17 protein-coding genes are annotated in these 17,758 nt (G+C 65.4%); 6 read left to right on the forward strand and 11 right to left on the reverse strand.

Annotated elements, in window-relative coordinates:
- Positions 1-8: 8 nt before the first annotated feature.
- From C0541_RS05630 to cmk, 6 genes are all read right to left on the reverse strand, one after another.
- Complete coding sequence (locus tag C0541_RS05630; protein WP_115046503.1) at positions 9-986, reverse strand: MraY family glycosyltransferase; 978 nt, start codon at positions 984-986, stop codon at positions 9-11.
- Positions 986-2,164, reverse strand: a complete 1,179-nt coding sequence (gene lapB / locus C0541_RS05635) for a lipopolysaccharide assembly protein LapB (RefSeq protein ID WP_115046504.1) — start codon at positions 2,162-2,164, stop codon at positions 986-988. The genes C0541_RS05630 and lapB overlap by 1 nt, the downstream gene beginning before the upstream one ends.
- A 6-nt stretch (positions 2,165-2,170) precedes the next feature.
- On the reverse strand, positions 2,171-2,476 hold the full coding sequence (locus C0541_RS05640; RefSeq protein WP_115046505.1) for a lipopolysaccharide assembly protein LapA domain-containing protein: 306 nt from the start codon (positions 2,474-2,476) through the stop codon (positions 2,171-2,173).
- 66 nt (positions 2,477-2,542) lie between these two features.
- Positions 2,543-2,854 carry an integration host factor subunit beta gene (locus C0541_RS05645; protein ID WP_016903549.1) on the reverse strand — a complete coding sequence of 104 codons (312 nt, stop codon included), beginning with the start codon at positions 2,852-2,854 and terminating at the stop codon, positions 2,543-2,545.
- Between the two features lie 88 nt (positions 2,855-2,942).
- Positions 2,943-4,628 (reverse strand): 30S ribosomal protein S1, encoded by a 1,686-nt coding sequence (rpsA, locus tag C0541_RS05650; RefSeq protein ID WP_016903550.1) that lies wholly within the window; start codon positions 4,626-4,628, stop codon positions 2,943-2,945.
- A gap of 183 nt (positions 4,629-4,811) precedes the next feature.
- The gene (cmk, locus tag C0541_RS05655) at positions 4,812-5,495 is read right to left on the reverse strand and encodes a (d)CMP kinase (RefSeq protein WP_115046506.1); all 684 of its coding nucleotides are present in this window, start codon (positions 5,493-5,495) and stop codon (positions 4,812-4,814) included.
- A gap of 172 nt (positions 5,496-5,667) precedes the next feature.
- Here cmk and ykgO point away from each other — a divergent pair, with 172 nt between their 5' ends.
- From ykgO to C0541_RS05685, 6 genes are all read left to right on the forward strand, one after another.
- The gene (ykgO, locus tag C0541_RS05660; protein WP_005913193.1) at positions 5,668-5,793 is read left to right on the forward strand and encodes a type B 50S ribosomal protein L36; all 126 of its coding nucleotides are present in this window, start codon (positions 5,668-5,670) and stop codon (positions 5,791-5,793) included.
- 239 nt (positions 5,794-6,032) lie between these two features.
- Entirely contained in the window at positions 6,033-6,362 is a 330-nt protein-coding gene (locus tag C0541_RS05665) for a hypothetical protein (protein ID WP_115046507.1), read from the forward strand.
- Between the two features lie 121 nt (positions 6,363-6,483).
- Positions 6,484-7,518 carry an agmatine deiminase family protein gene (locus C0541_RS05670; protein ID WP_115046508.1) on the forward strand — a complete coding sequence of 345 codons (1,035 nt, stop codon included), beginning with the start codon at positions 6,484-6,486 and terminating at the stop codon, positions 7,516-7,518.
- A gap of 80 nt (positions 7,519-7,598) precedes the next feature.
- Positions 7,599-8,483: a carbon-nitrogen hydrolase gene (locus C0541_RS05675; RefSeq protein WP_115046509.1), complete on the forward strand. Its 885-nt coding sequence runs from the start codon at positions 7,599-7,601 to the stop codon at positions 8,481-8,483.
- 4 nt (positions 8,484-8,487) lie between these two features.
- Positions 8,488-9,015, forward strand: coding sequence for a GNAT family N-acetyltransferase (locus C0541_RS05680; RefSeq protein ID WP_115046510.1), 528 nt, complete (start codon positions 8,488-8,490; stop codon positions 9,013-9,015).
- Positions 9,008-10,240 carry a TraB/GumN family protein gene (locus tag C0541_RS05685; RefSeq protein ID WP_115046511.1) on the forward strand — a complete coding sequence of 411 codons (1,233 nt, stop codon included), beginning with the start codon at positions 9,008-9,010 and terminating at the stop codon, positions 10,238-10,240. The genes C0541_RS05680 and C0541_RS05685 overlap by 8 nt, the downstream gene beginning before the upstream one ends.
- Positions 10,241-10,505: 265 nt before the next feature.
- Here the strand turns inward: C0541_RS05685 and C0541_RS05695 are convergent, their stop codons facing one another.
- From C0541_RS05695 to C0541_RS05715, 5 genes are all read right to left on the reverse strand, one after another.
- On the reverse strand, positions 10,506-11,450 hold the full coding sequence (locus C0541_RS05695; protein WP_161959955.1) for an endonuclease/exonuclease/phosphatase family protein: 945 nt from the start codon (positions 11,448-11,450) through the stop codon (positions 10,506-10,508).
- A 62-nt stretch (positions 11,451-11,512) separates the two neighbouring features.
- Complete coding sequence (locus C0541_RS05700; RefSeq protein WP_161959900.1) at positions 11,513-14,650, reverse strand: discoidin domain-containing protein; 3,138 nt, start codon at positions 14,648-14,650, stop codon at positions 11,513-11,515.
- A gap of 26 nt (positions 14,651-14,676) precedes the next feature.
- On the reverse strand, positions 14,677-15,513 hold the full coding sequence (locus C0541_RS05705; RefSeq protein WP_115046520.1) for a carbohydrate ABC transporter permease: 837 nt from the start codon (positions 15,511-15,513) through the stop codon (positions 14,677-14,679).
- A complete protein-coding gene (locus tag C0541_RS05710) occupies positions 15,510-16,394 on the reverse strand; it encodes a carbohydrate ABC transporter permease (RefSeq protein ID WP_104567381.1) in 885 nt (294 codons plus the stop codon). The genes C0541_RS05705 and C0541_RS05710 overlap by 4 nt, the downstream gene beginning before the upstream one ends.
- Positions 16,391-17,755 (reverse strand): sugar ABC transporter substrate-binding protein, encoded by a 1,365-nt coding sequence (locus C0541_RS05715; RefSeq protein WP_115046522.1) that lies wholly within the window; start codon positions 17,753-17,755, stop codon positions 16,391-16,393. Before C0541_RS05715 ends, C0541_RS05710 begins: the two co-directional genes overlap by 4 nt.
- Positions 17,756-17,758: the final 3 nt, after the last annotated feature.

Below are 17,758 nucleotides of genomic sequence, written 5' to 3' on the forward strand. Positions count from 1 at the left end.
TCCATTACTCAGGAATTGCGCAGTCCATCGCGCAGAAGAAGCCAGATCGCGGTGGCACCCAGGCCCCATACCAGGGCTTCGAACACCTGCAGCCAATTTGCATCATGACGAATTAACACATACAAGCAGACGGCAGCCACGCTGAAAGCGAAATAAATACCGGTTACCGGAACGTGCGTCGCAAGCCTGCGCGCCAGCCGCTGATAGAGGTGCTGGGCATGCGGCTCCCACCAGCGTTGTCGGTCGAGCATGCGAGACAGCAGCGTGAAGCCGGCGTCAACAAGAAATGCGGTCAGCGGCAGCCAGCCGATCCACCAACTCACCTGCGCGCACGCCACCGTCAGCGCCAGCAACGCGGCCAGCACATATCCCAATGCCCCGCTGCCGCCGTCGCCCAGAAAGATGCGCGCACGCGGAAAGTTGAACGGCAAAAATCCCAGGCAGGATGCGGCCACGGCAAGACCGGCCCAGGCCCAGGCGCCCGGCACGGCCGCAGCAAACGCCAGCGCGGCCAGCGCGGCCTGGCTGCTGGCCAGGCCGTTGATGCCGTCCATGAAGTTCCAGACGTTGATCAACACCACCGACGCCATGGCGGTGAGCACGCCGTCCCAGAGCTTGCCGGTGTACCGGCTGACCAGCCAGCCCAGCATCACCGACGCCAACAGATGGATGGCAAAACGCAGTCGGGCCGACAGCGGACGATGATCGTCCCACCACCCCACCCCGGCCACCAGCATCAGCCCGGCAGCAAACCAGGCGATGCGCGGGCCTGCGGCAGGCCACAACACGCCTGCGGCCACGCATCCGCATAGCAGCGCCGCCACGATCGCCATGCCACCGCCACGCGGGGTGGCGACTACATGGCTACGGCGTTCACCCGGATGATCGAGCAGCCGCCGATGCAGGGCGTAGCGCCGCAACACCCAGGTTCCCAGTGCCGCGACCGCCAGGTGCAACAGACACCACCACAGCCAGGCCTGCGGCATCAGACCACCGCGTAGTTCAACAGCGGCTTGACCGTGCCCCATTCCTTGCAGCTCGGGCATTGCCAATGGTGCGTCTTGGCGCCGAAGCCGCAGCGGGTGCAGCGGTAGCTCGGGTTGCGCACCAGCAACTGGTCGGTGATGTGCTTGAGATCCTGCAAGGTGCCGACCGGGTCGCTGCCTTCGGCCAGGGTCAGGTCGATCAACGCCGATTCGCCGCGCACCGATGGCCGGTCCTTGAGCTGGCGGCCCAGATAGGCCAGCGCCGGTGCCACCCCATCCTGCGCTTCCATCAGCTGCGTCAACGCCAGCACCGGGGCGATGCCGCGGTAGTGCTCGGTCATCTCCGACAGGAAATTGCGCGCACCTGCGATATCACCGACCCGGCGATAGGCCGCCATCAGCGCAGGGATGATTTCAGGCAGGTACTCCGGGTCGTGCCGCGCTGCCCGTTCGAACGCGCGGACGGCCGCTTCGTCGTGTCCGCGCTCGGCTTCGATGCGCCCCTCCAGGATGCCCGCACGCACCGAGGTGCCGTCGGCCTGATAGGCACGCGTGATTGCCTGCAGCGCTTCGTCGGGCTTGCCCAGGCCGCGGTAGCGATCGGCCAGCTCGCACTCGAACTGCGAAATCAGCTTGCCCATCGGCTCGCCGGTGACTTCTTCGTAACGGGTGGCGTTGTCGATCGCCTTTTCCCAGTCGCGCTCGGCCTGGTAGATGCCGATCAGATGGCGCAGCGCCTGCGGCGCACGCTGATCCAGTTGCGCCAGCTCGGTGAACACCGTCTCGGCACGATCCAGCAGGCCGGACTTCATGTAGTCCTCGCCCAGGGCCAGCAAGGCCTGCACGCGCTGCTGGTCGGTCAGGTCGGCGCGTTGCACCAGGCCCTGATGCAGCCGGATCGCGCGGTCGACCTCGCCGCGACGGCGGAACAGATGTCCCAGCGCAACCTGGGTCTCGAAGGTTTCCTTGTCCAGTTCGGCGATGTGCAGAAACAACTCGATAGCCTTGTCCGGCTGCTCGTTGAGCAGATAGTTCAGACCGCGAAAATAGGTACTGGACAGGCGACTGACCTGAGTGTCGCCGTGGCGTTGTCCGCCGCGGCGGCCAACGATCCAGCCCCCCAGCGCTGCCAGCGGCACGAACAGGAAGAACCAGATCCACTCGGTCAGAAAGTCCATACGCGCTTACAGTCCATCAAAGGGGCGCGGCTCGACTGCGGCAGGCGCAATGGGCCTGGCGTCGGTGCGACTGACTGCAACGGCCTTGTTGGCCTGGCGCAGCTTGGAATAGAGGGGAATCACCACACTGACCAGCACCATGCCGGCACCGATCAGCACACCGACCAGCAGCGCGACGATGATCGCGATTCCGGAGGTGGTCTGCACACTGGAGAAAAGGAAGTCGAGCGTGACGTCCTGGGAATTGACCGCACCGATGACCAGACCGACCAGCAGGAAGGCCAACATCACCAGCAAACGAAACACCTTCATGGCCAGACTCCGTCAAAAGAGGCTTAGCTTAACCGAGCCGACATAAACGCAGCGGCAGAACGTGCTTCAGTCAGCCGCATCCAGCAGATCGACCGGGACCACGGAGCTGACGCGCTCGCGCAATTCCTTGCCAGGCTTGAAATGCGGAACATGCTTGCCCGGCAACGCGACCGACTCGCCGGTCTTCGGATTACGGCCCAGGCGTGGCGGGCGGTAGTGCAGCGAGAAACTGCCGAACCCGCGGATTTCGATCCGATCACCATCGGAGAGCGCCTGCCCCATCATTTCCAGCAGCGACTTGACTGCCAGATCCACGTCGTCCGCCTTCAGATGCGCTTGACGTCGCGCCAGGATTTCAATCAATTCGGACTTGGTCATGGGAAGACTTGCTTTTTTCGACTGACACATCGGAATCGGCCCGGGCAAGCCCGGGCCGATCCATCACGCTCTTGCGAGCGCTACGCGCTTACTCGGACTTGTTGCTGTTCAACTGTGCACGCAGCAGCGCGCCCAGCTGGGTCATGCCGCCCGACGCAGCGGAGGACTGGTATTCCTCCAGCGTTTCGCGCATTTCGGCATCGTCCTTGGCCTTGATCGACAGCTGCAGGGTGCGGCCCTTGCGGTCCATGCCCACGAACTTGGCTTCGATCTTGTCGCCGACCTTCAGGTGCTGGGTCGCATCGTCCACGCGCTCGTTGGCGATGTCGCGTGCAGCGACGTAGCCTTCGATGCCATCGGCCAGGTCGATCGTGGCGCCCTTGGCGTCCACTTCACGCACAACGCCTTCGACCTTCGAACCCTTCGGGTTGGACGCCATGTACTGGCCGAACGGATCCTGCTCCAGCTGCTTGACGCCCAGGCTGATGCGCTCGCGTTCCGGATCCACTGCCAGCACGACGGCTTCCAGCGTGTCGCCCTTCTTGTAGTTGCGCACGACATCTTCGCCGGTGGTGTTCCAGCTGATGTCGGACAGGTGCACCAGGCCGTCGATGCCGCCGTCCAGACCGATGAAGATGCCGAAGTCGGTGATCGACTTGATCTGACCGGACACCTTGTCGTTCTTCTTATGGGTGGCAGCGAAGGTTTCCCACGGATTGGCGGCAACCTGCTTCATGCCCAGCGAAATGCGGCGACGCTCCTCGTCGACATCCAGCACCATCACTTCGACTTCGTCACCAACCTGCACAACCTTGGACGGGTTGACGTTCTTGTTGGTCCAATCCATCTCCGAGACGTGCACCAGGCCTTCGACGCCCGGCTCGATCTCGACGAACGCGCCGTAATCGGTGACGTTGGAGACCTTGCCGAACACGCGGCTGTTGGCCGGGTAACGACGGGCGATGTTGTCCCACGGATCCTCGCCCAGCTGCTTCAGGCCGAGGCTGACGCGGTTACGCTCGCGATCGAACTTCAGCACGCGCACGTCCAGCTCGTCGCCGACGTTGACGACTTCGGACGGATGGCGCACGCGCTTCCAGGCCATGTCGGTGATGTGCAGCAGGCCGTCGATACCGCCCAGGTCCACGAACGCGCCGTAATCGGTCAGGTTCTTGACGACACCCTTCAGGATCGCGCCTTCCTGCAGCTTGTCCATCAGCTGCTCGCGCTCTTCCGAGTGCTCGCTCTCGACCACGGCACGACGCGAAACCACCACGTTGTTGCGCTTGCGGTCCAGCTTGATCAGCTTGAACTCGAGTTCCTTGCCTTCCAGGTAGGCCGGGTCGCGCACCGGGCGCACATCCACCAGCGAACCAGGCAGGAACGCGCGGACATCCTTGATGTCCACGGTGAAACCACCCTTGACCTTGCCGCTGATGCGGCCGGTGATGGTTTCGTTCTTTTCCAACGCCTCTTCCAGCTCGTCCCACACCATTGCGCGCTTGGCCTTCTCGCGCGACAGCACGGTCTCACCGAAGCCGTTCTCGATGGAATCGAGGGCAACCTTGACCTGGTCGCCTACGCCGACATCGATCTCGCCAGCGTCATTACGGAACTGCTCGATCGGCACGATGCCTTCGGACTTCAGGCCAGCGTTGATCACCACCACGTCGCCGCGCACTTCCACGACGGTACCGGTGACGATCGAGCCCGGCTTCAGCTTCGCCAGATTGGCTTGACTGGCTTCGAACAGTTCAGCAAAAGATTCTGTCATTTGAATTTTACTCGGTTGAACACACGGGCGTTGATCGTCGGATGCGACAGATGCCAAGCGCCCAGCCTGTTGGTCGACTCCGGACAGCGAGTCGGTTAAGTAGTCATAGAACCGCCACACGGGATGTGCGACGGAGCCTTGGAACGCCTTACGGTCGGCGGGACATGCCCGCTTGCGGAACGCTTACGACGACGTGCGGGCGGCTAACACCCCGACCACACGCTGGACGACATCCTCGATCCCCATTCCGCTGGTATCGATCAGCACGGCGTCTTCGGCCGGCCGCAATGGCGCCACTACCCGCTGCGCATCACGGGCATCTCGAGCCATGATCTCGCGCAGCAGGTCGTCAAAGATAACCGAAACACCCTTTTCCATCAACTGTTTATGGCGACGGCCCGCACGCTCTTCGGCACTGGCGGTCAGAAACACCTTGAAGGCGGCATCAGGGAAGATCACCGTGCCCATGTCGCGCCCGTCCGCGACCAGGCCGGGCGCCTGCCTGAATGCGCGCTGGCGCTCCTTCAGCGCGCTGCGCACCTCGGGAATGGCCGCGATTGCCGAGGCCAGCGCGCCAGTGGTCTCCAGGCGCAGCTCGCCGGTGGCATCCACGCCGTTGACCAGCACCCGCAGCCCCGCTTCGCCTGCATCGTCGAATTCCACCCTGGTGTCGAAGGTGCAGCGCACCAGCGCCGCCGGGTCGGAAACATCCAGATCGGCCCAGCTCGCCGCCACGCCCACCGCGCGATACAGTGCGCCCGAATCGAGGTAGTGCCAGCCCAGCCGGGCGGCCACGATCCGGCTCACGGTGCCCTTGCCGGCGCCGGAGGGACCATCGATGGTGAGGACGGGCGAAAGGTCGGTCATTCAGGTTTCCGGAAGGTCATCAGGCGGTAGTGTAGCGCCGCTCGCGGGGATTGCGATGCAACCACTTGAAAGCACGACGAAAAGCCGGTTAGAATTGCCGGCTTAATTCCGGGTGCACCCTCGATTGCGGGCACTCTTCCATCGAATCCAACCGTTTACGCCGAGGTGTGCCATGAAAGTCCTGTCCTCCCTGAAGTCTGCGAAGACCCGTCACCGCGACTGCAAGGTGGTCCGCCGCCGCGGCAAGGTCTTCGTGATCTGCAAGTCGAACCCGCGCTTCAAGGCGCGTCAGCGCTAAGCGTCCGCGGCGCGTGCAAGACCCGAGAAAGCCGCCTCCGGGCGGTTTTTTCTTGGCCGATGCTTCACGCCCGCTGTTGCTACATGCACGCTGCAGTGCGCCAGGGTCCGACGGGCACGAGTGACGGACGGCCCGACCGACATCACGGTGCGGCGTGGGCAACGGCGCCGTGCGGGCACGCCCGTTCCGGTTTTTGCTGTAATCACCATCCGAATCTTGTCCACTGGGGAGTAGATGACATGCGCAACCGTTTGTTTGTCCTGCCGCTGATCGCGCTGATGGGGATCGGTGCCGTTGCGTCGGCCGAGACGTTGTTGGTCGACCGCGCACGGCAGAAGCCCGCCGCTGCCCTGCCCTTGCGCGGCGACAGCATGACCCAGGTCGAAGGCCGCTACGGCGCGCCGCAGGAAAAGCTGGAACCGCGCGGCGGCCAGAAGCGCCAGTGGCCGACGATCCACCGCTGGGTGTATCCGGCCTTCACCGTGTACTTCGAAAAGAGCCGGGTGATCGACGTGGTGGCCAACCAGGCCGATGCCGACGAGATCGGTCCCAAGCCGCCGGTCAGGTGATTGCGGGTTGCTGGAGCTCGATTGGATGCACTCGATTGGATGCAAGAGCCCGCACGTCCATGTGCGGGGATTTGAATTAACAGCCCGGGCTTGCCTGGGCATTGATGGGTAATTTTCAGGTATGACCGATAGCGTTCGCTTTCCCGCCGAGTGGGAACCTCAATCCGCCGTGTTGATTGCCTGGCCGCATGCGGGCACCGACTGGGCCGAGCGCCTTGCCGAGGTGGAAGAGACCTATATCGCGTTGGTCACGGCGATTTCCCGCTTCGAGCCGGTGATCGTATGCGTGGCCGATGACGATCTGCAGATCTACGCGGAAGCGCGGCTGCGCTCGGCGCGGGTGGATATGACGCGGGTGCGCTTCGTGATTGCGGCCTACAACGACACCTGGCTGCGCGATTCCGGCCCGATCACGCTGCGCCAGGATGGTGGTTTCCGGCTGATGGATTTCCGCTTCACCGGCTGGGGCGGCAAGTTCGAGGCCAGCCTGGACGATCAGCTGGTCACGTCGCTGGATGCAGCGCAGGTGTTCGTGCCCTCGCAGGTGCAGACCGTCGACTTTGCGCTGGAAGGCGGCGCGATCGAGACCGATGGTGCCGGCACACTGCTGACCACCTGGAAGTGCCTGCACGAGCGGCATCCGCAGCGCACGCGCGATTCGCTGAGTACCGACCTTGCCGCGTGGCTGGCGCAGGACCGCGTGCTGTGGCTGGATCATGGCTACCTGGAAGGCGACGACACCGACGCGCATATCGACACGTTGGCGCGCTTTGCCGGCCCGGATGCGATCGTCTACCAGGGCTGCGATGTGGCCACCGATTCGCACTACACCGAACTGCAGGCGATGGGCGCCGAACTGGCGGCGTTGCGCACCGCCGATGGGCAGCCGTATCGGCTGTTCGTATTGCCATGGGCCGAACCGATCCTGGACCAGGGCCGGCGCCTGGCCGCCTCGTACGCCAACTTCCTGATCGTCAACGGGGCGGTGCTGATGCCCGCGTACGGCGACAAGGCCGATGCGGTCGCGCAGGCAGTGCTGGCCGAAGCGTTTCCGCAGCACCAGATCGTGCCGGTGCCGTGCCGGCCGTTGATCTGGCAGAACGGCAGCCTGCACTGCCTGACCATGCAGCTGCCCGCCGGTTTGCTGGCGGGCTGAAAAACTCCTGTCCCGGCCGGCAGGCCGGTGTTACGCCATCGCGCGCTACCTTGGTGCGCCACTTCGCTGGACCAATTGCCATGACCCGTCATCTCCTTCCCGTCGCGCTGATCCAGGAGCGCAACCACGGCGACGCCGAGGCCAATCTGGCCATCATCGAATCGCGCGTGGCCGAAGCCGCTGCGCAGGGCGCCAAGCTGGTGTTGCTGCAGGAACTGCATAACGGTGCGTATTTCTGCCAGCACGAGTCGGTGGACGAATTCGACCTGGCCGAGCCGATCCCCGGCCCCAGCACCGAGCGGCTGGGTGCGTTGGCCAAGCAGCATGGCGTGGTACTGGTGGCCTCGTTGTTCGAGCGCCGCGCGGCCGGGCTGTATCACAACACCGCGGTGGTGTTCGAAAAGGACGGCCGCCTGCTCGGCAAGTACCGCAAGATGCATATCCCGGACGATCCGGGCTTCTACGAGAAGTTCTATTTCACCCCGGGCGATCTGGGCTTTGCGCCGATCGATACCTCGGTCGGCCGGCTCGGCGTGCTGGTGTGCTGGGACCAGTGGTACCCCGAAGCCGCGCGCCTGATGGCGCTGGCCGGTGCGGAACTGCTGCTCTACCCCACCGCGATCGGCTGGGATCCGGACGACCAGCAACCCGAGCAGGAGCGCCAGCGCGATGCCTGGGTGCTCAGCCATCGCGGCCATGCGGTCGCCAACGGGGTGCCGGTGCTGTCGTGCAACCGCGTCGGCCATGAGCCCTCGCCGCTGGGCGCGTCGGGCATCCAGTTCTGGGGCAACAGCCATGTGCTGGGGCCGCAGGGCGAATTCATCGCCGAAGCCGGACAGGATCCGACCGTGCTGGTGTGCGACGTCGACCTGCAGCGCAGCGAACACGTGCGCCGCATCTGGCCGTTCCTGCGCGATCGCCGCATCGATGCGTATGGCGATCTGCTCAAGCGCTACATCGACTGACCGCATGCCAGTCGAGGTGCGCGATGTCCGCGACACGGACATCCCCGCAATCACCGCGATCTATGCGGAGCAGATTGCCGGGGTCAACAGCTACGAATACAGCGCGCCATCGCGCGACGAGATGCGCGCACGGGTGCGCGCCTGCGTGGATGCCGGCTACCCGTATCTCGTCGCCGAGCGCGATGGCATCGTGGTCGGCTATGCCTACGCCGGCGCCTATCGCGCACGCGCCGGCTACCGCTGGACTGTCGAGAACTCGATCTATCTCGCCAGCGCCGCGCAAGGCTGCGGCATCGGCAAGGCCTTGCTCGGCGAGCTGATCGCACGCTGCGAACAGCGCGGCTATCGACAGATGGTTGCGGTGATCGGCGATGCCGACAACCTGGCATCGCGACGGCTGCATGAACGTTTTGGTTTTCGCACGGTCGGAGTGTTCACCGGTATCGGCCGCAAGCATGGTCGCTGGCTGGACGGCGTGCAGATGCAACGCGCACTCGGCTCCGGTGACACCGCCCCTCCTTCTGATGAATGACCCCATGACTGAGCAACCCACCCACGTTCTGGACGATGCGCTGTCCGGCCAGCCGCATCGCATCGTCGAACGCGATGGCGTGCGCTATACCTTGCTCGGCACCGCGCACGTGTCACTCGCCAGCGTGGCCGCGGTGCAGCGGGCGATCGGCAGCGGCCGCTACGACGCGGTGGCGGTGGAGCTGGACGCACAGCGCCTGCAGGCGCTCAGCGACCCCGATGCCCTTGCCCGCCTGGACCTGGTGCAGGTGATCCGCAAGGGCCGGGTGGCGCTGTTCGCGGCCAACCTCGCCCTGGCCGCCTACCAGCGCCGCCTGGCCAAGCAGCTAGGCATCGAGCCGGGCGCGGAGTTGAAGGAAGCGGTGAACCTGGCGCGCGCGCAAGGCCTGCCGGTGCACCTGATCGATCGCGAAGTCGGCCTGACCTTCAAGCGCGCCTCCGGGCGGCTGGGATTCTTCGGCAAGATGAAACTGGCCGGTGGCCTGCTCGGCGGCCTGTTTGCGGCCGACGAGGTCGGCGAAGAGGAAATCGAAAAGCTCAAGCAAGGCGACATGCTGGAGGCGAGCTTCGGCGATTTCGCCAGCGAAAGCCCGGAGCTGTACGAGACCGTGATTGCCGAGCGCGACCAGTACATGGCCACGCGCCTGCGCGAGGAGGCCGGTACGGACCAGCGCGAGATACTCGCGGTGGTCGGTGCAGGACACCTGGCCGGTCTTGCGCGCCACCTGGAACAGGACACCGCCGCGCCCGGCCCGTTGCGCGAGTCGCTGGAGTACGTGCAGCAGCGCAAGCGCGTTCCGTGGATCACGCTGGGCATCCTGGCGGTCATCATCGCCGGCATCGGCATCGGGTTCTGGCGCGGCGGCCTGAGCATGGGCGCGGACCTGTTGTTGCAGTGGGCGATGTATACCGGCGGCCTGGCCGCGCTGGGCTGCCTGCTGGCCGGCAGCCACCCGCTGAGCATTCTTACCGCGGCGCTGGTGGCACCGTTCAAGCCGTTCCGCCTGAGCGTGCCGACCGGTGCGTTCGCCGCCCTGGTCGAAGTGCATATGCGCAAGCCGGCCTATGGCGATTTCCTGTCGCTGCGCGACGATGCGCAGACCTTGCGCGGCTGGTACCGCAACCGCGTCTCGCGGGTGGTGCTGACCTTCCTGCTGACCAACGTCGGCAGCATGGCCGGGGTATGGCTGGCGGGCGTGCAGATCTTCAATCGCCTGCACGGGTGAGCGTGGCGGCGCTGCAATCTGTTGCTTCTCGTAGGAGCGCACCTGGGCGCGATGGGGCGTTACCGGTAACGCCCCATCGCGCCCAGGTGCGCTCCTACGTGGTTGATCCAGGGTCGAGTTACGGCTGATCGGGCGCCAGCTGCAGGCGTACCCAGAAGCCGTAGTGGTCCGAGGCCCAGCGACCTTCGGCATACGGCGTGTCGAACAGNCCGGTAACGCCCCATCGCGCCCAGGTGCGCTCCTACGTGGTTGATCCAGGGTCGAGTTACGGCTGATCGGGCGCCAGCTGCAGGCGTACCCAGACGCCGTAGTGGTCCGAGGCCCAGCGACCTTCGGCATACGGCGTGTCGAACAGGATGCGTGCTTCGCGGGCGAGCAGGCGGTTCTGCTGGAAGAACACGTGGTCGATCCGCGCCGGCTTGTCGAAGACATGCAGGTTCAAGGTACTGACGGTGGCATCGCTGTTGCGGTGCACGCTTCCGTAGCTGTCGCCATAGCCCTTGCGTAGCGCCTCCAGATCCAGGGCATCGGCGGCGGTGTTGAAGTCGCCGGCAATCACGACCGGTGCCTGATCGCTGGTGGAGGAAATGAAATCCAGCAGGTCCGCGACCTGGCGCGTGCGTGTGGCCGTGCCGCGTGCATCGGCACGCTCGTTGAGGTGGGTGACGTAGACGTTGATCGGCTGGCCGTCGATATCGACCTGCAGATGCGCGGCAGCGCGGTAATCGTCCAGCGGCTGCAGCAGGCGCTGATGCCGGGCCAGCACCTTGCGCCGGCTCAGCAACGCGTTGCCGTAACGCTTGGGCGCGCCAACCGGGTCCACGGAGACAAAGCTGTAGTCGTATCCCAGCTTGCGCGCCAGCCATGCGGCCTGGTTCTCGACGCTGCCGCGGCGTTCGATCACTTCCTGCAGCGCGATCACGTCCGGCGCCAGCTGCCTGAGTTCCTTGGCGATATGGGTGCGGCGCGCCGGCCAGTCCTCACGGTCGTGATGCAGGTTGAGCGTGACCAGGGTCATCCCGCGCTGCACTGCGCTGGACGATGGCCCTGCCCGGGATGCGCGCGCTGCGGAACCGGGTCTGTCGACCTGTGCGGATTGCGCAGCCTGCACGGCATGGATGGCCGCGGGTGGTGCGGGTTGCGCGACATGCACGGCCCGGGCGGGCTGCGTGGCTTGTACAGCGACACAGCACGGCAGCAGCGCCACCAACACGACCGCCCATCCGGCACGTCGCCGCGCCGGCACCGCCCGGGTCGGCCGGGCCGCGTCATTCATTGCGAGGCGCGCTCGGCCCGCCGCACCGCGCCGGGCACATCGATCTGCACGTTGGCCGGCAGTTGCTGGATCCGCAATTCGCCGTTCTGCCATTCGGCAGATTCACCGTTGATGCTGGCCTTGCCCGGCGTGCCCTGGTACGGCCACGGCAACACCACGCCGCCCGGCGGCAGGATCAGGCCTGGCTGCAGTTGCAGCACCAGCTGCTTGTCGGTGCGCTGCAAGGTGTAGTTCAGGCGCCCATACGGGGTGCGCAATTCGGCGATGCCGATGCCCTTGCCCTCGAACCAGCGCGTCGGCGTGCCGGCGGCGATGACCAGGCTGGCGTCGGATTCGCGCTCATAGACGAACATGTCCAGCACCGAGCGCACGAAATCCGAGGCGACCCAGGCATGCGGCAGGTCGCCGACGAAGAACGGCGTGCGTGGCGTGCGCGAGACCACCTCGGCCCACTGGTTCCAGGGTTGCGGCGCGCGGTCCTTGAAGAAGAACGCGGTGGCGTCCCAGGCGCGGTCGCGCCAGCCCAGGCGCACGAATGCCGCCACGTTGCGCCATTCGTAGGGGGTGTAGTCCTTCCATTCGCGCTTGCCGTCGCGGCGCTCGGAAAACTGCTTCCAGTAGCGCTCGAAGGTGTTGATCAGCAGGTCCTGCGGCAGGCGTTGCTGCTCGCCGCCCGGCGCCAGTGCGATGGTGGTCGAGGTCGCATCGAAGTCGCCGAGCTCGGCCGAGCCGGGCAGGAAATCCAGGGAGTGCTGGCGCACCGTCGCACCCAGCGAGGCGATCAGGTCGCCACTGAATTCGTCGCGTGCAGTGCTGAAGCGGGCGACCTCGTCGGGCTTGTCGAGCGCGCCGGCCAGCATCACCGCGTCCTTGTAGCCGCGCAGCGCCCAGAAGTTGTCCCAGTACGAGTGCACCGGCTTGGCCGAATAGCCTTCGTGGCTGATCGACACCGGCATCATTCCGTAAAAGGCCGGGTTGCGCATGAAGTTGTCTTCGGTGCGCTCGCTGGCGCGCAGCGTTTCCATGTAGTCGTACGCGCCGGTCACGTGCGGCCACATCGTTTCCAGGAATGCCTTGTCGCCGGTATAGCGGTAGTACTCGGCGATGTTGAAGATCAGCTCGCCATGGCTGTCGTTCTCCGGCACCGGGTCGCTGCCGCGGTCGTCCACGCAGCACGGCACCATGCCGTTGTCGAACTGATACGGCGCGAACCAGTCGACGTACTCGCGCACCACGTCCTCGCGGCCGAGTCGCAGCAGGCCTTCGGAAATCATCGCGCCGTCGCGGATCCAGCTGCGCGAGTAGGAACGCGTGCCCGGCTGCAGACGCGGGCCGATGCGCGAGATCAGCATATGCGCCAGCGCGGTGCGCAAGGTGTCGACCATCGGCTTGCCTTCGGCCGGCACGCTGATGCGCACGCGGTCGAGCTTGCCGCGCCACTGCTGGGCCACCTGCTGCTGCGCCTTGTCGGCATCGAAGCCGGCCGGCAGCTGCGCGGTGCCGGTCTGCGGTATCACCAGCGCCACTTCGCGCCGCTGGCCCGGTTCCAGCTTCCAGCGATACAGCAGCACGCCCGACGCCAGGCCGGTTTCGTCCTTGACCTGGGTGGTCGTCGGCGGCGTGGCGGCGGTGAGATGGCTGACGTCCATGCCGCTGTCGAAGGCACTGGCAAAGCCGGCATCCGGACGTTGCGCGGCGAACACGCGCGGCTTGCCGTTGACGCTGACCTGCGCGCCGTCCACGGCCAGTTGCTCGATCCGGCTGACCCCGCCCAGGGTGTTGAGGAACTGTGCCGGCGGGTTGACCTGGAACGGCCGCACTGCCAAGGCCAGGGTGAACTCGCGCGCTTCCTTGCCGGTGTTATGCAGCTGATAGCGCGCGACCAGTTGCGCCTGATCGGGCGTGCCCTGCACGAAGGCAGTGACGCGCAGGTTCATCAGGTCGTGGTGCCAGTCGACGCTGGGAATCGGCAGGTAGTCGTCCTGCAGGCTCTGCTCGCTGCTGACATCGGACCAGTGCAGCAACTTGCCGCCGATGACCACGAACGGCTCGATGCTGAAGCCGCCCTTGCCCACTTCCACCGCGCCGTCCTCGCCGATCAGGCCCTGCTCGGTGCCGCCATCCAGGCCCAGGATGGTCCAGTACGGCTGCTCGCCTGAGAAACCGCGCGGATAGCTGCCGCGCGGCAGTTGCGCAGCCAGCGACTTGATGAAGTCGTTCGGGGTCGCTGCAAACGCCAGCGGTTGCAGCTGCACTTCCTTGATGCCGTAGCGCCAGTTGGGGCCGTCCTTGAGATCGAAGCGCAGGTAACGCGCCTCGGTGTCCGGCAGTGCCAGCCAGTCGGTGCCGCCGGCACCGGCGGTGATGGTGCGCAGATCGCGCCAGCCGCGCCCATCGCTGGACGCGCGCACCACGTACTGCGAGGCCTGCAGGCCGGGCACCCACTGCACCACCGCGCCGCCGAACTCGCGCACCTTGCCCAGGTCCAGCGTGACGGTCTGTTGCTTGACCGCGCCACTGAGCCAGAAGGTGTCCGGCTTGCCGTCGGCCAGGCGTTGTTCCAGCGCGGGCGCGGTATCGGTGATGGCCTCGGCCTTCAACGGCGAGGTGTCTTCCGGCGGCAGCGGGGTGAGCGTCAGGCGGTCGAAGCACACCGTGCCCTTGCCGCCGACCTTGTTGTAGATGGTGAACTCGACATCGGCGCTGCTGCGCAGTTGCTTGTCCTGGCCCGGGCCCCAGGCCTTTTCGATATTGCGCTTGCGATAGCCGACGGTAGTCCAGGTCTTCGGGAAGTTGAAGCCGGGCCGGTTGACCCACCACACGTTGTCGCCGCTGGCATCGATCAGCTTGACCTGCAGGTCGTTGGACGGCGAATCGCCGCGCAGCGCAAAGCCGATGCGGTAATTGTCCGGATAGGTGATCGGCAGGGTGCGGCGGATGCCGACATAGCCGGACACGCCGTTGAAGTTGTAGTCCAGGCACAGCGCATGCCCGCCGGAACTGGTGGCCACCGGCCGCAGCGAACCGCTGACCTGGTTGGACACCACCAGGCGCCAGGCGCCGATGTCGTTGAAGCCGTCGAGCACGCGCTCCTGCGCCTGCGCCATGCCCGCAGGCAGGGCAACAGCGGTCATGGCAAACAGTCGCAGGAACAGTGGTTTCACCCCTTCACACTCCCCAGCAGAAGACCTTGGATGTAGTAACGCTGCAGCGCCACGAACAATAGCAGCACCGGAATCACCGTCACCACTGCGCCGGCCATCATCAGCTCCACGTCCATGATGTGCTCGCGCGACAGCGCCGCCAATGCCACCGGCAAGGTGTACTGCTCCTGGTCGGTCAGCACGATCAGCGGCCACATGAAATCGTTCCACGAGCCCATGAAGGTGAAGATGGTCAAGGTGACCAGCACCGGCTTGAGCATCGGCAGCACGATCTGGAAGAAGATCCGCATCTCGCTGGCGCCGTCGATGCGGGCGGCCTCGATCAGTTCGTCGGGAATGCTGCGCGCGTACTGGCGCACCAGGAAGATGCCGAACACCGTCGCCAGCGCCGGCACCACCACCCCGCCGATGTTGTTGACCAGGTGCAGCTGCTTCATCAACAGGAACAGCGGCAGCATCGCCACCTGTGCCGGGATCACCAGCGCGGCCATCAGGATCTTGAAGATGCGCTCGCGGCCGACGAACTGCAGCTTGGCGAACGCATAGCCGGCCATGGTGTTGATCAGCAGCGAGCCGAGCGTGATCAGCCCGGACACCATCAGGCTGTTGGCGAAGTTGCGCGCCATGCCGGTGCGCGCGAACAGCTCGTGGTAGTTGGCGGTGGTGAACGCCGAGGGCAGCATCGGCGGCGGGAAGCGGCTGGCCTCGCCGGTCGGCATGAACGACACCGACAGCATCCACAGCAGCGGCGCCAGGCTGACCAGCGCCAGCACCAGCAGGCCACCATTGATCAGCACGGCATTCCAGCGCGATTGGCCGACATCACGACTCATATCAGATCCCTCTTGCGGCCAAAGCGCAGCATCACGGTGGTCACCGCCAGGATGATCAAAAACAGCAGGAACGCCACCGCCGACGCGCGGCCGAGGTTCCACCACTTGAAGCCTTCCTCGAACATGAAGTACAGCACGCTCACGGTGCTCTGCAATGGGTCGCCGCGGGTCATCACATACGGTTCGGCAAACAGCTGGAAATAGCCGGAAATGGTGATCACCCCGACCACCATCAGCACCGGGCCGAGCATCGGCAGGGTGATATGCAGGAACTGCTTCCAGCGCGAGGCGCCGTCGATGCGCGCGGCCTCGTACAGGTCCTGCGGGATCGCCTGCAATCCGGCCAGGAAGATCACCATGTTGTAGCCGAAGTTCTTCCATACCGCGAACAGCATGATGGTCGGCATCGCCCAGCGCGGATCGCCCAGCCAGTCGATCGGGGCGATGCCCAGATGGCTCAGGCCGAAGTTCACCAGGCCGTACTTGATGTGGAACAGGTAGCGCCAGATCACCGCCACCGCCACCAGCGTGGTCACCACCGGCGCGAACAAGGCGGTGCGGAACAGCGCCTTGAAGCGCGAGGCCTTGGCGTTGAGCAGCAATGCCGCGCCCAGCGACACGCCGATCGACATCGGCACGCCGAGCAGCACGAAGTACGTGGTGTTCCACAACGACTTCCAGAACAGCGGTGTCTGCAGCAGGTCGATGTAGTTGCCCAGGCCGACGAAGCGCAGGTGGCTGCTATCGGCCAATGCGTACAGGTCGAAGTCGGTGACGCTGAGCACCAGCGCGGCGAACACCGGCACGCCGAAGAACATGCCCAGCACCAGGATCGACGGGGCGGCGAACACCCAGCCGGCGACGGAATTACGCTTCATCATCGTGCCGCTCCCTTGCCTGCTGCCGGGGCCGGTGCCGGCGCTGCGGCGGGTGTCGCCGCAGGCATTGCTGATTCACCGGCCGGACCGACATGCCCGCCCTCCTGTTCGAAGATCCAGCGGCGCTTGGCCAGGATCTCGTCCACGCGTTTATCCAGCTCCTGCACGGCGGCCTCGTGTGACTGACCGCCACGCACCACGCGCTCGGTCACCAGGCGCATTTCCTGCACGATGCGCTCCCACTCCAGCACCTTGGGCGTGGCCCTGACCCGCTCCAGCTGGTCGCCGAAGGCATGCGCCAGTTCGTCGTTGGCCAGCGAGGGCAGCTTCCAGGTACTGCGACGCGGCGGCAGGTCGCCGATGATGGCGTGGAAACGCGCCTGCACGCTCGGCTGGGACAGGTACTCGATCAGCTTCCAGCTGGCGTCCTTGTGCCGGGACGACTTGAAGATCACCAGGCTGGAACCGCCGGCAATCCCCGCGCCCAGGCCGTTGGGCCCCGGCAGCGGCGCGGTGCCCCACTTGCCTTCCATGCCCGGCGGCTGGCGCAGCTTGAACTCGCGCACGTTCCACGGGCCGGACAGGTAGAACGCGTAATAGCCGTTGAAGAACTCGTACCAGACGTTGGACACCTGGGTCTCGGAGACCTTCGGCGCCCAGCCCTTCTGGTACATGGTGTCGTAGAAGCCCAGCGCCTTGCGGAAACCTTCGCCGCGGAAGTTGCCGTAGTTGTCGTGGTCACGCAGCAGGCGGTCGTCCTGCTGCAGCGCGAACGACAGCTGCTGCTCGAACTCGTTGAGCGGCATCAGGATGGCGTAGCGGTCCGGGCCGACCTTGCGCTTGATCGCCGCCATCACCTGTTCCATCTCGGCCCAGGTCTTGGGCATCTCGCGATAGCCTGCCTCGCGCAGCAGGTCCTTGCGATAGAACAGCAGCCGGGTGTCCACGTACCACGGCACGCCATACAAGGTGCCGTCGACCAGATTGGTGTCCCACACACCGGGGAAATAGTCCTGCGGGTCGACGATCCTGGACCGCGCCACGTACGGCTGCATCGGTTCCAGCGTATCCAGCAGGGCGAACTCCGGCAGCCAGGTGTTGCCCAGCTGGCACACGTCCGGCAAGCCGTCGGCGGCAAAGGCGGTCAACAATTTTTCGTGCGCCGCCGTCATCGGGATGTTCTGCACATCCACGTGGATGTCCGGGTTCTGCTGCTCGAACTCGGTCACCAGCTCGGCGACCACTTCGGCCTCCTTGCCCATGGCCCAGAAGCGCACGGTGGTCTTGCCCGGATCGGAGCGTTCGCACCCCGCCGCACCCAGACACAGTGCGGCGGAGAGTATCAACAGTTTCAAAAGGCGCACGGA

It is taken from the genome of Xanthomonas arboricola (assembly GCF_003353015.1).
In the GTDB taxonomy this organism is placed as follows: Bacteria; Pseudomonadota; Gammaproteobacteria; order Xanthomonadales; family Xanthomonadaceae; genus Xanthomonas; species Xanthomonas arboricola_E.

Coding starts and splice junctions, on each gene's coding strand:
- C0541_RS05630 (WP_115046503.1), bottom strand. CDS start 986: ATGCCGCAGGCCTGGCTGTGGTGGTGTCTGTTGCACCTGGCGGTCGCG.
- lapB (WP_115046504.1), bottom strand. CDS start 2,164: ATGGACTTTCTGACCGAGTGGATCTGGTTCTTCCTGTTCGTGCCGCTG.
- C0541_RS05640 (WP_115046505.1), bottom strand. CDS start 2,476: ATGAAGGTGTTTCGTTTGCTGGTGATGTTGGCCTTCCTGCTGGTCGGT.
- C0541_RS05645 (WP_016903549.1), bottom strand. CDS start 2,854: ATGACCAAGTCCGAATTGATTGAAATCCTGGCGCGACGTCAAGCGCAT.
- rpsA (WP_016903550.1), bottom strand. CDS start 4,628: ATGACAGAATCTTTTGCTGAACTGTTCGAAGCCAGTCAAGCCAATCTG.
- cmk (WP_115046506.1), bottom strand. CDS start 5,495: ATGACCGACCTTTCGCCCGTCCTCACCATCGATGGTCCCTCCGGCGCC.
- ykgO (WP_005913193.1), top strand. CDS start 5,668: ATGAAAGTCCTGTCCTCCCTGAAGTCTGCGAAGACCCGTCACCGCGAC.
- C0541_RS05665 (WP_115046507.1), top strand. CDS start 6,033: ATGCGCAACCGTTTGTTTGTCCTGCCGCTGATCGCGCTGATGGGGATC.
- C0541_RS05670 (WP_115046508.1), top strand. CDS start 6,484: ATGACCGATAGCGTTCGCTTTCCCGCCGAGTGGGAACCTCAATCCGCC.
- C0541_RS05675 (WP_115046509.1), top strand. CDS start 7,599: ATGACCCGTCATCTCCTTCCCGTCGCGCTGATCCAGGAGCGCAACCAC.
- C0541_RS05680 (WP_115046510.1), top strand. CDS start 8,488: ATGCCAGTCGAGGTGCGCGATGTCCGCGACACGGACATCCCCGCAATC.
- C0541_RS05685 (WP_115046511.1), top strand. CDS start 9,008: ATGAATGACCCCATGACTGAGCAACCCACCCACGTTCTGGACGATGCG.
- C0541_RS05700 (WP_161959900.1), bottom strand. CDS start 14,650: ATGACCGCTGTTGCCCTGCCTGCGGGCATGGCGCAGGCGCAGGAGCGC.
- C0541_RS05705 (WP_115046520.1), bottom strand. CDS start 15,513: ATGAGTCGTGATGTCGGCCAATCGCGCTGGAATGCCGTGCTGATCAAT.
- C0541_RS05710 (WP_104567381.1), bottom strand. CDS start 16,394: ATGATGAAGCGTAATTCCGTCGCCGGCTGGGTGTTCGCCGCCCCGTCG.